The 12,470-nt window shown below is 65.3% G+C and carries 14 protein-coding genes; 4 read left to right on the top strand and 10 right to left on the bottom strand.

The annotated features are described in order from the left end of the window. Nucleotides 1-113: 113 nt before the first annotated feature. Together XI09_RS09890 and XI09_RS09895 are read right to left on the bottom strand one after the other, a co-directional pair. Nucleotides 114-1,292, bottom strand: a complete 1,179-nt coding sequence (locus tag XI09_RS09890; RefSeq protein WP_271566662.1) for a cytochrome P450 — start codon at nt 1,290-1,292, stop codon at nt 114-116. Between the two features lie 16 nt (nt 1,293-1,308). After that, nucleotides 1,309-2,520 (bottom strand): ABC transporter substrate-binding protein, encoded by a 1,212-nt coding sequence (locus tag XI09_RS09895; RefSeq protein ID WP_271566663.1) that lies wholly within the window; start codon nt 2,518-2,520, stop codon nt 1,309-1,311. A 99-nt stretch (nt 2,521-2,619) separates the two neighbouring features. Between XI09_RS09895 and XI09_RS09900 the strand changes: the two genes are divergently transcribed. Further along, nucleotides 2,620-3,099: a MarR family winged helix-turn-helix transcriptional regulator gene (locus XI09_RS09900; RefSeq protein WP_271566664.1), complete on the top strand. Its 480-nt coding sequence runs from the start codon at nt 2,620-2,622 to the stop codon at nt 3,097-3,099. A gap of 173 nt (nt 3,100-3,272) precedes the next feature. Next, nucleotides 3,273-4,205, top strand: coding sequence for a LysM peptidoglycan-binding domain-containing protein (locus tag XI09_RS09905; RefSeq protein WP_271566665.1), 933 nt, complete (start codon nt 3,273-3,275; stop codon nt 4,203-4,205). A 69-nt stretch (nt 4,206-4,274) separates the two neighbouring features. On the opposite strand, the gene XI09_RS09910 is transcribed toward XI09_RS09905, so the two are convergent. From XI09_RS09910 to XI09_RS09935, 6 genes are all read right to left on the bottom strand, one after another. Then, entirely contained in the window at nt 4,275-4,544 is a 270-nt protein-coding gene (locus tag XI09_RS09910; RefSeq protein ID WP_271566666.1) for a hypothetical protein, read from the bottom strand. Nucleotide 4,545: 1 nt separating this feature from the next. Beyond that, the gene (locus tag XI09_RS09915; RefSeq protein ID WP_271566667.1) at nt 4,546-4,788 is read right to left on the bottom strand and encodes a hypothetical protein; all 243 of its coding nucleotides are present in this window, start codon (nt 4,786-4,788) and stop codon (nt 4,546-4,548) included. A 25-nt stretch (nt 4,789-4,813) separates the two neighbouring features. Beyond that, nucleotides 4,814-5,131, bottom strand: coding sequence for a hypothetical protein (locus XI09_RS09920; RefSeq protein ID WP_271566668.1), 318 nt, complete (start codon nt 5,129-5,131; stop codon nt 4,814-4,816). A gap of 119 nt (nt 5,132-5,250) precedes the next feature. After that, the gene (locus tag XI09_RS09925; RefSeq protein ID WP_271566669.1) at nt 5,251-5,706 is read right to left on the bottom strand and encodes an Hsp20 family protein; all 456 of its coding nucleotides are present in this window, start codon (nt 5,704-5,706) and stop codon (nt 5,251-5,253) included. A gap of 280 nt (nt 5,707-5,986) precedes the next feature. Further along, entirely contained in the window at nt 5,987-7,060 is a 1,074-nt protein-coding gene (locus tag XI09_RS09930; protein ID WP_271566670.1) for a tartrate dehydrogenase, read from the bottom strand. 21 nt (nt 7,061-7,081) lie between these two features. Next, nucleotides 7,082-8,380: an MFS transporter gene (locus tag XI09_RS09935; protein ID WP_271566671.1), complete on the bottom strand. Its 1,299-nt coding sequence runs from the start codon at nt 8,378-8,380 to the stop codon at nt 7,082-7,084. 330 nt (nt 8,381-8,710) lie between these two features. On the opposite strand from XI09_RS09935, the gene XI09_RS09940 reads away from it, so the two are divergent. Together XI09_RS09940 and XI09_RS09945 are read left to right on the top strand one after the other, a co-directional pair. After that, entirely contained in the window at nt 8,711-9,628 is a 918-nt protein-coding gene (locus XI09_RS09940) for a LysR family transcriptional regulator (protein WP_271566672.1), read from the top strand. 38 nt (nt 9,629-9,666) lie between these two features. Next, nucleotides 9,667-10,491, top strand: coding sequence for an aspartate dehydrogenase (locus XI09_RS09945; RefSeq protein ID WP_271566673.1), 825 nt, complete (start codon nt 9,667-9,669; stop codon nt 10,489-10,491). A 243-nt stretch (nt 10,492-10,734) separates the two neighbouring features. Here the strand turns inward: XI09_RS09945 and XI09_RS09950 are convergent, their stop codons facing one another. Continuing rightward, entirely contained in the window at nt 10,735-12,039 is a 1,305-nt protein-coding gene (locus XI09_RS09950) for a PQQ-dependent sugar dehydrogenase (RefSeq protein WP_271566674.1), read from the bottom strand. A 133-nt stretch (nt 12,040-12,172) separates the two neighbouring features. Continuing rightward, on the bottom strand, nt 12,173-12,382 hold the full coding sequence (locus XI09_RS09955; RefSeq protein ID WP_271566675.1) for a hypothetical protein: 210 nt from the start codon (nt 12,380-12,382) through the stop codon (nt 12,173-12,175). Nucleotides 12,383-12,470: the final 88 nt, after the last annotated feature.

Below are 12,470 nucleotides of genomic sequence, written 5' to 3' on the forward strand. Positions count from 1 at the left end.
CGGTTGCCGCCGAACCCGGCGCACCCCGGCAGGCGCGCTCGGCGGCGGCGACGGCGCCGCCGCGGAACTGAGCGCGTCGCCCCCGTCGGGATCTCGGACCCGCGTGATGCGGCCTAGGAGGCGATCACGCGGACCGGCATGGTCTCCAGCCCGCGCAGGGAATTGTTGAGCCTGCGTCGCGGCTCCCCCACAAGCTCGATCGTCTTCACGCGCCTGGCGAGCTCGCTCAGGATCAATTCGCCCTCCAGACGCGCGATCATCTGGCCGACGCAGGCGTGAATGCCGGCGCCGAAGCCGACATGCCCGGTCGCAACCCGTTCCACCTCGAAACGGTCCGGCTTGTCCCATCGCGCCGGATCGCGGTTGGCTGAGGCCATGAACAGCAGCACCTTCCGGTGAGCCGGGATCACGCCGCCGCCGATCTCGACGTCGCGCGAGGTGGTGCGAAAGAACGTCTGCACCGGTGAATCGTAGCGCAGGCCCTCCTCGAAGGCGGTGCGCGCCAGCTCTGGCTTGTGGTGGAGCTTGCGGTACTCATCCGGGTGCGTGGCGAGCGCGAGCAGGGTGTTGCCGATGCCGTTCACGGTGGTGTCGATCCCGGCGGTGAGGAATGGCCGCACCAGATGGGTGGCTTCGTGCTCGGTGATCTCGCCTTCGTCGGCCGCCTGGTAGATCATCATGCCGAGCCCGTCGGGCCGCAACGCATCTCGCGCGCAACATTCCATGATCCAGCTCTGCGCCGCGAGCCCGGCTTGTCGTGACGCCGCCAGCTGATCGTTCTCGGGACCAAAACTGTCGAACACGAAGGTGCTCCAGGCCAGCAGCTTCTCGCGGCCATCCGGCCGGATGCCGATCGCATCCGGAAACACTTTCATGGGATAGGCTTCGGCAAGATCGCTCACGGCATCGAACGTGCCTTTGTCGATCAGTTCCGAGACCTTCTTCTCCGCCTCCTGCTGAAACGTCTCGCGCAGCCGCCGCGCGACGCCCGGAGACAGGGTGCGGCCGAGGACCCGGCGGCCCTTGTCATGGTCGGGAGGATCGATCTGGAGTGTCAGCGGCTTTGGCAAGGCAGGGTTCATGCCGTGGAGCCCGACGCCCTCGCCACTGATGAACGTCTTCCAGTCCTTCAGGGCCGGTTCGACCTCGGCATAGCCTGCCATGGCCCACACGCCGTAACGCTCCACTTCGAACGCGGGCCCGAGCGCGCGCAGCGCGTCGTAGGCAGGATAGGGGTCGGTCAGGAAGTCAGGCGCAAACGGATCGACCGGGCTCGATGCAATGCCGCTCATGGTCAGCTTCCCGCCGCTATTGCTTCGTCAGCGGGCACTGGCCATCGCTCTCGGAGCGGAACGCGTCCTCCCCCTTGATCGTGGCAACGACCTTCAGCAGATCCCAGGTCGACGTCGATTCCTCGGGAGCCTTGACCTGGAGCAGGTAGAGCGGGTGGATCTTGCGTCCGTCCTTGCGGATGTAGCCTCTGCCGAACAGTGGATCGTCGGTCGGGGTGTCCTTCATGGCGGCGACGACGGCCTTGCCGTCCTTGGCGCCGCCGACCTTGTCGACCGCCTTGAGATAGTGAATGACCGACGCATAGACGCCGGCCTGCATGTCGTTCGGGTAGGCCTTCGACGGAATGCGTTCGGCGAAGCGTTTGGCGAAAGCGCGCGTGCCGTCGTTCAGATCCCAGTAGAACGGATTCATGATCTGCGCGCCTTGCGCAAATTTCAGCCCGAGCGCGGGAAGGCCGTTCATGCCCAGGATCAGTCCGACGAGCTTGTGGTCCCTGGTCAGCCCGAACTCGGCGGCCTGCTTCATCGACGTGATGGTATCGTCCCCGGCATTGGCGAAGCCGATGATGTTTGCACCCGAAGCCTGGGCCTGGAGCAGGAAAGAGGCGTAATCGGCCGTTCCCAGCGGATGTCGCACGCTGCCGAGCACTTCGCCGCCGGAGGCTTTCACGGCCTCTGCCGCCTGTTTCTCCAGATCATGTCCGAAGGCGTAGTCGGCAGTGATGAAGAACCACTTCTTGCCGCCCTGCTGCACGATCGCCTTGCCGAGGCCGCGCCCGTAAGCATAGGTGTCGTAGGTCCAGTGCACGGTGTTCGGTGTGCATTTTTCGCCGGTCAGCAGCGCCGTTCCGGCGCCCGATCCGACGAAGACCTTGTTCTTCTCGGTGCTCATGCCGGCGACGGCAAGCGCGATCGACGAGTTCGGAATGTCGAAGATCGCATCGACGTTCTCGTTCTCGTACCAGCGCCGCGCGATGCCGATCCCGATGTCGGTCTTGTTCTGGTGATCGGCCGCAACGACCTCGACCGGCTTGCCGGCGGCCTTTCCGCCATAATCCTCGACGGCCATCTTGGCGGCGACGACCGAGCCGATGCCTTGATAGCTCGCGAACGGACCCGACTGGTCGTTCAGGATGCCGATCTTCACGACGTCCTGAGCGAAGGCCGGCGCCGCGGCGGCCAGCATCACGGCCGACATGCACAATTTGTGCAGGAATTTGCTGTTCATTGTGTCCCTCCCATGCGCGGTCTTGGTGCCGCTGAATAATAGTTATATTTTATAGCTATTTTCGAGAGTGTCAATTCGGCTGGCCTTTGGATTGAGATCATGAGCCCGAAAACCGCCCGACCCGGAGCGAAGTCCGCTCAGCAGCCGGAAACATTGCTGGATCTGCGCGCGCTCCAGCGCACGCCCGGCTTCATGCTGCGCCTCGCGCAGCTGAAATTCTTCGAAGGCTTTTACGAAGAGTTTGCCGCATTGGGGCTGACGCCCGCGACCTATGCGATCTTCGCCGTCATTCGCGACAATCCCGGCGTTCCCCCGAGCAGCCTCGCCAGCCTGCTCCGGTTGCGTCTGCCCAACCTGATCAAGATCCTGAACGAGCTCGAATCGTCCGGCTTCATCAAGCGCAACCGCTCGAAGTCCGATCGCCGCGCCGTCGAGCTCATGCTCACGCCAAAGGGCGCAAAGCTCATTCAGGAGGGGGCGAGGCTCACGGAGCCCTATAACCGGAAGATGCTGGCTCCGCTCAGCGAGGCCGAGCAGCGCACGCTGCTCGAACTGCTGAATCGCATTCTGCCGCTTTAGGCTGGGCACATCCTCCGAGGGCCTGCGTCCGGACCGGCCTGCGCATCGCGGCTGGTCATGGCCCTGCGGGATGCGACAATTTCCGTGGTTCCGTGCCCCAAATTCCACCCAATCGGTGGTCACTAAACCCCCAGGGGGAGGCGGCAGCCTCCCGTGGTGGGACTGCTGGACTGATGCTTGATCCAAGGCGAATCTTCGTGCTGGCAGCGGTTGCGCTGCTCGCCCTGGGCACCGGCGCGGCCGTTGCCTCGCCTGCCAAGTCAAAGCCCGCCGCGGTCGCACCCGTCGCTCCGCCACCTCCGCCGGCCGAACCGCTGCCGCCGCCAAAAATCTACCTGTTCCGCGGCGCCATGGGGCCGATCTTCTCGACCGGCATGGACCGGCTCAGCGAGAAGCTGACCAAGGCCGGCTTCTCCGCCGACGTCTACGAATTCACCATTTGCCGATGGATCGGCGATCGCGCCATCACCAGCTACAAGGAGAGCCCGGCGCCGATCGTGCTGATCGGTCACTCCATGGGCGGGCTGTGCTCGGTCGTGATCTCCGAGATGGCGGCCAAGGAGAACATCCCGATCAGCCTCGTCATCGCCATCGATCCCGCGCATGCGACCGGCGACGTGCCGCTCAATGTCGAGCGCTTCATCAACATCTTCCTGTCCGACAGCGTGCTCGGCGGCGGCGATGTCGTGGCCGTGCCCGGCTATCGCGGCCATTACGCGAGCTACGATCTCAAGGAGAACAGCCGCGTCTCGCATATCAACATCGAGAAGTCCGACGACATCCATCGCCAGATCGTCGAGATGGTGACGCAGCTGCCGCGCATTCCGGTGCAGGCCCATGCCGACGCCGTGCCGCTGCGCTATCTCGTGCCGGCGAATACCTTGGTGGAGTTGTGGGACTCCGGCGTGCGGGTGCCGGTACGCCGCGGCGACACCATGGAGAGCATCGCCGCAGCCAATCGCGTGCCGCTGTGGTCGATCGCGCAGAGCAACTCGCTGGCAGAGAACGCACAGCTCACCCCCGGCCAGTCCATCATCGTCCCGCGCCATCTGACGCCGCCGGAGCCGACGGCAGCGATGGCGACGCCGCCGCCGGCGCGGCGGTAGGCCGTCAGGAGCGGAGATGGCCGGAACGGGCATTGCCTGACGCCGAGCGTCGCTCCGTACCTCATCTTGTCATTCGCGCATCTGCTGCCGCGGCAGCCATCTCAGTGCTGGTGTCGCCATGGAGGAGCGCGCCATGGCGGAAGCTTGGCTCGCCGGTCGATAGGGCGCGGCGAGGAGCATCAGAAATAATGCCCTTTCAGCCGCATATTTCGCCGCAGGCCGGTTATTTTCGGACCCATGCATGACGAGGCGTCCTTCCGTCGTGCAGACACGCCACCGCCATGTCCTTCGGCCGTATCTCCTCAAGAACATTTCAAAGGTCGGGAGGTTGTCGGACATTTCAATTCGCCGTGTCAGCTTGCATCATGAGCATGGCCGCGTTCCCGATCGGCCTCTTTGGAGTTCGAAGGGTGAGAGGAAACGCAGAGGCTGCGAGCTTTTCGATCGCGCGACGTTCCTCGGACAGGCGCCTCTCGATGAACCGCCGCTCGACCTCCGTCAGTTCGGTCTTGAGCAATCGTTGGTAGCGGCCGATGTTGTTGCGGTGTGCGCGCAACAAGGCCAGATCTTCATCAATCATCATCGCGATCCCCCTGAGTGGTCGTTGCCTAGGCTGCGAGACCGGTTCGCAAGATGGATCTCGTGCGGACCGGCTTGCCACCCGGAGGACCCTTTGGATGGTGATCCAGCGCCGCGAGCGCTTCCAGAATCTCGTCGATGGTGACGGGCCGGTCCGAGCCCGGCAGTCCTCTGAGCGCCGGGTTTGAGGCAACGCTGGCGGCGTCCGACGCCCAGGACGCCAGGATCGCTCGCTTCTCGCCGATCGACAGAGCCGGATCCGCGACGACGTCGCGGGGATGTTCGTAGACAGAGCCGGGGTGCAGTATCGCATTCAGGTCGATGATGTTGTCAGCATGATCGATCATGAGAGGTCCTCCTTCTCCTTTCGCTAAAACCTCTGGTTGGCATGGGGTGCGCGATCGAAGGCCGCGGTTGATCCCGCCCGACGATGGAGCGGGATCACCAGGCTTCCGATCATCGAAATTCAGGCGGCCTTGCCTTCGATCTGATGGACGGTGCCGGACGGCGTGCCATTGATGGCAATTCGCCGCGGCTTCATGGCTTCAGGAATTTCCCGGATCAGTTCGATCTTGAGCAGACCGTTCTCGAACGCGGCGCTCTGCACCTGAACATAGTCGGCGAGATTGAACTGCCGCTTGAAGGGTCGCGCGGAAATACCCCGGTAAAGATATTCGCGTTCGGCCTTGTCCGCCTTGTTTCCCTCGACGATCACCGCGTTCTGCTCGGCAGTCACCGAGACCTCGTCGGGTGAGAAGCCCGCGATCGCAAGCGAAATCTGGTAGCGATCCTCGCTGACGCGTTCGATGTTGTAGGGGGGATAATTGTCCTCGCCGGCACGCTGTGCCGTTTCCACGAGGTCGAAAAGGCGGTCGAAGCCGATGGTCGAACGCCACAGGGGAGAGAAGTCGTAAGTGCGCATAGCCAGATCCTCCAAGGAGCAAAATGGATACGAGCGACACCGGACACGACCGGTGCCCGTCTCAGTCTTTCCCGACCCATCAGGCGTCGGGAACGCCACCTCTCGGCGGCAACGCAAAAATAAAAAAACGCCGCTTTGGTTTCAAGAGGGGGGCTGAAAATTTTGGACCCTCCCGCACCTCTCGGGGGGAGGGGGTGTGCCTGCGACCAAGGTCAAGCGCCCGGCGCCGCTGGCATCGCCGTTGGAGCCGACCATGGTCGCCGCGCCGTGGCCAAACCCACTACACGTTCGACCCGTGGATCGCGTCGATGACGGCGTCGGTCACTTCCTTCGTCGTCGCCTTGCCGCCGACATCGGGCGTCAGCACGCCGGCTGCGCAGACGCGCTCGACGGCCGTCATCAGCCGTGACGCAGCGTCCTTCTCGCCGAGATGCTCGAGCATCTGCGCGCCGGTCCAGAAGGTCGCGACCGGGTTGGCGATGCCCTTGCCGGTGATGTCGAAGGCCGAGCCGTGGATCGGCTCGAACATCGAGGGGAAGCGGCGCTGCGGATCGATGTTGCCGGTCGGCGCGACGCCGAGGCTGCCCGCGAGCGCGCCCGCAAGGTCGGAGAGGATGTCGGCGTGGAGGTTGGTCGCCACGATGGTGTCGAGGCTCTTCGGATGCAGCGTCATGCGCACCGTCATGGCGTCGACCAGCATCTTGTCCCAGGTCACGTCGGGGAATTCGCCGGCGACCTCGGCCGCGATCTCGTCCCACATCACCATGCCGTGGCGCTGCGCGTTCGACTTGGTCACGACGGTCAGGAATTTGCGCGGACGCGATTGCGCGAGCTGGAACGCGTAACGCATGATCCGCGTCACGCCGACGCGGGTGAAGACCGCAACTTCAGTGCCGACTTCCTCGGGCAGGCCCTTGTGGGCGCGGCCGCCCATGCCGGCATATTCGCCTTCGGAGTTCTCGCGGACGATCACCCAGTCGAGATCGCCGACGCCGACATTGCGCAGCGGCGAGGCGACGCCCGGCAAAATCTTGGTCGGCCGCACATTGGCGTATTGGTCAAAGCCCTGGCAGATCGGCAGGCGCAGGCCCCACAGCGTGATGTGGTCGGGCACGTCGGGCGCGCCGACCGCGCCGAAATAGATCGCGTCGAACTTCTTCAGCTCCGTGAGGCCGTCGGCCGGCATCATCACGCCGTGCTTCTTGTAATAGTCCGAGCCCCAGTCGAAGGTCTTGACGTTGAACGCGAGATCGCCGCTGCGCCTGGCCAGCGCCTCCAGCACGCGGACACCGGCCGAGATGACCTCGGGGCCGATGCCGTCGGCGGGAATTGCTGCGATCGAATGGGTGCGCATGAAAATGCTCCGTTTGAGAGATCAGTGGGATTGCGGGACGGGTTCGACGGGCGCGGTCTGCGCACGCGACAATAGCAGGGTGAGGACCGCGGAGAGAACGAGCAGGCCGGCGACGAAGTAGAGCCCGCCGACGAAGCTGCCGGTCTGGTCCTTGATCCAGCCGATCATGGCAGGCCCGACGAAGCCGCCGAGATTGCCGATCGAGTTGATGGTGGCGATGCCGGCTGCGGCCGCGGGACCGGACAGGAACAGCGTCGGCATGCTCCAGAGCGGCGGTTTTGCCGAGGAGATGCCGATGTTGACGAGCGCAAGCGCAACCAGCACGGCGACGACGCCGGTCGCAAGGCCAGCATAGGCGAGCCCGGCCGCGGCGATCAGACAGGCCCATACCACATGCCAGGTCCGCTCGCCGGTGCGGTCCGAATGCCGCGCCCACAGGATCATGGCGACGACCGCGGCGGTTGCCGGCAATGCGTTGAGGAAGCCGACCTGGAGCGAGGACAGGCCGAACTGCTTGATGATCTGCGGCGCCCAGACGCCGAGCGTGTAGAGGCCGGCCGAGGTGCCGAAATAGATCAGCGCCAGCGCCAGCACACGCGGATCGGCAAGCCCGCGCCAGATGCTGTGGCTCGCGGTTGCGGCCTTGCTGGTGGTCTCCGCGTTCATGGCCTCGACCAGCCAGCGCCGCTCGTCATCAGTGAGCCATTTCGCTTTCTCGGGGCGGTCGGTCAGGAAGCCCAGCACGACGAAGCCGAGCAGCACGGCCGGCAGCGCCTCCAGCACGAACAGCCATTGCCAGCCCTTGAAGCCGAGCATTCCGTCCATCTCCAGCAGCGCGCCTGATATCGGCGATCCCAGCACGGTGGAGAGCGGCGCGGCCGCCATGAACAGCGCGGTCACCGCGGCGCGCTGGCGCGCCGGGAACCAGTAGGAGAGGTAGAGGATGATGCCGGGAAAGAAGCCGGCTTCGGCGACGCCGAGCAGGAAGCGCAGGATGTAGAAGCTGGTCGACCCTTGCACGAACGCCATTGCCGCCGAGACGAGGCCCCAGGTGATCATCACCCGCGCGATCCAGATCCGCGCGCCGATCTTGTGCAGGACGATGTTGGAGGGCACCTCGAACATGAAATAGCCCCAGAAGAAGATGCCGGCGCCGAAGCCGTAGACCGCGGGCGACAGGCCGATGTCCTTGTTCATCGTCAGCGAGGCGAAGCCGATATTGACGCGGTCGATGAAGGCCACGAAGTAGAGCAGCATGATGAAGGGAACGATGCGCCAGGTGATCTTGCGCAGCACGCGCGTCTGAATCTCGCTCGCCACCCTGGCCTCCCTCAAGTTCCGATTGTTGTTGTGCGGCGGACCCGGAGGTCTACGCCGGCCATGAGCGTAGGCGAGGGGAGGAGGCATACTCAATCGGCGCTGGTTTATACAAAAAAATGATATAATCCTCGCTAGGTGAAGCGGACGGGGCTATCGCATGACAGTGTTGGGCGCACTAAAGCCTCCACAGCGTCATGGCCGGGCTTGTCCCGGCCATCCACGCCTTTTCCGGAGGCACAAAGAACGTGGATGCCCGGGACAAGCCCGGGCATGACGACCTCGTGTAAATCTTCACATGCGATTGCCTAGTGCGGGACGAGAGGATCTTGGATGGAACTGCATCAGTTGCGATGCTTCGTGGCGGCGGCCGAGCAGTTGCATTTCGGCCATGCGGCGCAGCAGCTCCAGATGCTGCCGTCCGCGCTCGGGCGCCAGATCAGGCTGCTGGAACAGGATCTGGGCACGCGGCTGTTCGCGCGGACCACGCGCGCGGTGTCGCTCACCGAGGACGGCGCCACGCTGTTGCGCGACGCCCGTGCCATCCTCGCCCGCGTCGAGGCGGTCGAGAATAATCTGCGCAACCGCTCGCGTGCGGGCGCCGCGCGGCGGCTGCGGGTCGGCGCCATCGACAGTGCGGCGGCGGGATTGCTGCCGCCGCTGCTGCGCGATTTCCGCGACAGGCATCCTGACATCGCGGTGCAGCTTCTGGAGGACAAGACCGTCCGGCTGCTGCCGAAGATCCTGACGGGCGCGCTCGATCTCGCCTTCGTCCGTCCGCCCGACCGCGCCGACAAGCGGCTCGAATTCCGCGATCTGCTCCAGGAGACCGCCATCGTGGCTTTCCCTCAGCGCCATGCGCTCGCGGATCGCAAGTCGATCACGCTGGCGCAGATCGCCGACGAGGCCATGCTGGTGCCGGACCGCCGCTCGCGGCCGCACAGCCATGACCTCACGATCAAGCTGTTCGAACAGGCCGGATTGATGCCGCGCATCGTGCAGGTCGCCGACGAGAAGCAGACCATCATCCAGCTGGTGGCAACGAAGCTCGGGGTCGCGATCGTGCCGCGCTGGACCACGCGAATGGCGGTGTCAGGCGTGCGCTTCGTGCCGCTCAGGCCGAAGCAGAGCGGCCCGGTCGGCCGGCTGCCGCTCGCCGCCGCCTGGCTGCGCGGCTCGCGCGATCCGGCCCGCGACGCCATGCTGGCGGTGCTCGAGGCGCGCCTGCGCAGCTATGCGCGCGAGGCCTGAGGGACTATGACATTGACCTGGACAGAAGGTGGAAGGTGATGACGGATCAGAACGCTTCGCGCGAATTGCGGGTGGCCATCGCAGGCCTGGGCTCGATCGGCACCAAGATCGCGACCGCGCTCGATCAGGGCATCGAGGGGCTGACACTGTCCGCCGTCGCCGTGCGCGATCCCGCCAGGCATCAGGCATTCCTCAACGGCCTGCGTCGCCCGCCGCAGGTTTTGCCGATCGACCAGCTCGGTGAGGCCGCCGACATCGTGGTCGAGTGCGCACCGAGCAGCCAGCTGCGCGCCATCGTCGAGCCCGCGGTGACACGCGGCAAGGCCGCGGTCGTCGTCAGCGTCGGCGGGCTGCTCGACAATTTTGATCTGGTCGATCTCGCCCGCGCCAATGGCGGCCGCATCATCGTGCCGACCGGCGCGCTGATCGGGCTCGATGCCGTCAACGCCGCTGCCATCGGCACCATTCATTCGGTGAAGATGGTGACGCGCAAGCCGATCGACGGGCTGAAGGGCGCGCCCTTTATCGTCCAGAACAACATCGACATCGACAAGCTGCGCGAGCCGCTGAAGCTGTTCGAGGGCACGGCGCGCGAGGCCGCAAAAGGCTTTCCGGCCAATCTCAATGTCGCGGTGGCGCTGTCGCTCGCGGGCGTCGGACCTGATCGCACCTCGGTGCAGATCTGGGCCGACCCGACCGTGACGCGTAACGTTCACCGCATCGAGGTCGAGGCGGATTCGGCGCGCTTCTCGATGTCCATCGAGAACATCCCGTCCGAGAATCCCAAGACGGGGTTGATTACCGCGCTGTCCGTGATCGCGCTGCTGCGCAAGCAGCGCGCCACGTTGTGTGTGGGGACGTGAGCTTCGGAGCGTGATGGGTTGAGGCTTGATTAGCCCAGATGGCGGTGCGCTCTATCACCGTCATCCCGAGGTGCTTGCGTTGCGGCGCGGATGCGCCGCAGAGCAAGCCTCGAAGGACGACGGCCCGGCTGCATCGCGGCCGTTCATCCTTCGAGGCTCCGCTTGCGACGCGTTCGCATCGCAAGCGTCGCACCTCAGGATGACGGAATGCATATGCGATCGCCCGTCGCGCCTATCTCCGTCTTACGCGCCGGTGACGCGCCAGATCACGTTGCCGACGTCGTCGGCCATCAGCAGCGATTTCTTGTCGGGGCCGATCACGACGCCAACCGGGCGGCCGTAGGATTCCTTCTCGTCCGGGGACAGGAAGCCCGACAGGATGTCGCGACCGGGGCCGGACGGCTTTCCGTTTTCGAACGGGATGAACACCAGCTTGTAGCCCGAGAGCTTGCTGCGATTCCACGAGCCGTGCTGGCCGATCACCATGCCGTCGGGGAAACCAGGCAACGTGCCTGCGGGCATCCAGCACAGGCCGAGCGAAGCGGTGTGGCCGCCGAGTGCATAGTCCGGTTGAAGCGCCTTGGCGACCATCGCCGGATCCTGCGGTACGCGGTCGTCCACCGTCTTGCCCCAGTAGCAATAGGGCCAGCCATAAAAGCCGCCGTCGCGCACCGAGGTGAGATAGTCCGGCGGCGTCTCGTCGCCGAGGCCATCGCGCTCGTTGACGACGGTCCAGAGCACGTTCGTATTCGGCTCCCAGGCAAGACCCACCGGGTTGCGCAGGCCGGCGCCGAAGATGCGATGCGTGCCGGCGACGAGGTCGAGCTCGTACACCGCGGCGCGGCCTTCCTCGACCTCCATGCCCATCTCGGCGATGTTGCTGAGCGAGCCGACGCCGGCATAGAGCTTCTTGCCGTCGGGGCTGGCGAGCAGGCTGCGCGTCCAGTGGCCGCTCGGCTTGAACGTGGTGAGCCGCTTGCCCGGTGCGGTGATGCGGTCGGCATTGGCGACATAGGGGAAGGCCATCACGCCGTCGGTGTTGCCGACATAGAAGGTGTCGCCGACCAGCGCCATGCCGAACGGCTGGCTTTGGTTCTCCATGAACGCGCCGCGAACTTCGGCGACGCCGTCGCCGTCCTTGTCGCGCAGCAGCGTGATGCGGTTGGCGGAAACGCCAAGCGCGGCGGCACGCCGCATCGTCGCCTGCATCGCGTAGTGAAACACGCTGCGCGGAGGGCCTGCGATCTGCGTCGCTTCCGCGATCAGGACGTCACCATTGGGCAGCACCTCGATCCAGCGCGGATGGTCGAGGCCGGTCGCGAACGCGTTGACCTTGAGCGCCGGCGCGACGGTCGGCTTCTGACCCTCGCGCCAGCCGCGCGCGGTCGGCATCTTCAGGGTCGGGATCGCGCCTTGCGGTTTCGCTTCGGGAATGGCGGGCGTCTGACCCCAGGCCGGCGCGGGCTCCGTGCCCGAGAGTTTCCGCCATTGCAGCGCAATGCCGCCGAGCAACGCGACGAACTGCGCAAAGATGCTGGAAAGAGTCATGAGAGGCCCCTGTGTGCGCGCGCATCCAACTGGCTGAAGGGGCAGACGTCAACCTGTGCGGCGCGCCGGCCGGGCCTATTCCCGTGGAATGGCAGCCGATCGAATTTGCATGGCAGAGCAAAGTGCCCGCGGATCAGCGGCCGATCTGCCGCTCCAGCCGCCGTGCCGCGCGAAAATCGTTGAGGTGATGGATGTTCGGCGCCAGCGCGGCCTCCTTGGACAGGAGATGATAGACCCGCGCCACCGTGCGCTGCTTCGGCTTCGGCCGCCCCGGGGGCAGCGCCCGCGCCTTTCGCGCGGCGGCAATGGCGTGCTCGCGAAAATAATCGTAGGCGTCCGACATGGCGCGATGCTCTGCGGTCAGTGCATGTGTCGAGGGGGTAACGAGCGAGCGGAAGGCGGTTCCTGCAGAAGGCGCGCTGCCTCCACCA

It is taken from the genome of Bradyrhizobium sp. CCBAU 11386 (genome assembly GCF_028128955.1).
Classification (GTDB): domain Bacteria; phylum Pseudomonadota; class Alphaproteobacteria; order Rhizobiales; family Xanthobacteraceae; genus Bradyrhizobium.

What these genes read in the sequence shown, in the direction of transcription:
- XI09_RS09940 (WP_271566672.1), top strand. Translation starts at nt 8,711, where the DNA reads ATGGAACTGCATCAGTTGCGATGCTTCGTGGCGGCGGCCGAGCAGTTG.
- XI09_RS09920 (WP_271566668.1), bottom strand. Translation starts at nt 5,131, where the DNA reads ATGATCGATCATGCTGACAACATCATCGACCTGAATGCGATACTGCAC.
- XI09_RS09945 (WP_271566673.1), top strand. Translation starts at nt 9,667, where the DNA reads ATGACGGATCAGAACGCTTCGCGCGAATTGCGGGTGGCCATCGCAGGC.
- XI09_RS09955 (WP_271566675.1), bottom strand. Translation starts at nt 12,382, where the DNA reads ATGTCGGACGCCTACGATTATTTTCGCGAGCACGCCATTGCCGCCGCG.
- XI09_RS09890 (WP_271566662.1), bottom strand. Translation starts at nt 1,292, where the DNA reads ATGAGCGGCATTGCATCGAGCCCGGTCGATCCGTTTGCGCCTGACTTC.
- XI09_RS09900 (WP_271566664.1), top strand. Translation starts at nt 2,620, where the DNA reads ATGAGCCCGAAAACCGCCCGACCCGGAGCGAAGTCCGCTCAGCAGCCG.
- XI09_RS09930 (WP_271566670.1), bottom strand. Translation starts at nt 7,060, where the DNA reads ATGCGCACCCATTCGATCGCAGCAATTCCCGCCGACGGCATCGGCCCC.
- XI09_RS09905 (WP_271566665.1), top strand. Translation starts at nt 3,273, where the DNA reads ATGCTTGATCCAAGGCGAATCTTCGTGCTGGCAGCGGTTGCGCTGCTC.
- XI09_RS09910 (WP_271566666.1), bottom strand. Translation starts at nt 4,544, where the DNA reads ATGTCCGACAACCTCCCGACCTTTGAAATGTTCTTGAGGAGATACGGC.
- XI09_RS09950 (WP_271566674.1), bottom strand. Translation starts at nt 12,039, where the DNA reads ATGACTCTTTCCAGCATCTTTGCGCAGTTCGTCGCGTTGCTCGGCGGC.
- XI09_RS09895 (WP_271566663.1), bottom strand. Translation starts at nt 2,520, where the DNA reads ATGAACAGCAAATTCCTGCACAAATTGTGCATGTCGGCCGTGATGCTG.
- XI09_RS09915 (WP_271566667.1), bottom strand. Translation starts at nt 4,788, where the DNA reads ATGATGATTGATGAAGATCTGGCCTTGTTGCGCGCACACCGCAACAAC.
- XI09_RS09925 (WP_271566669.1), bottom strand. Translation starts at nt 5,706, where the DNA reads ATGCGCACTTACGACTTCTCTCCCCTGTGGCGTTCGACCATCGGCTTC.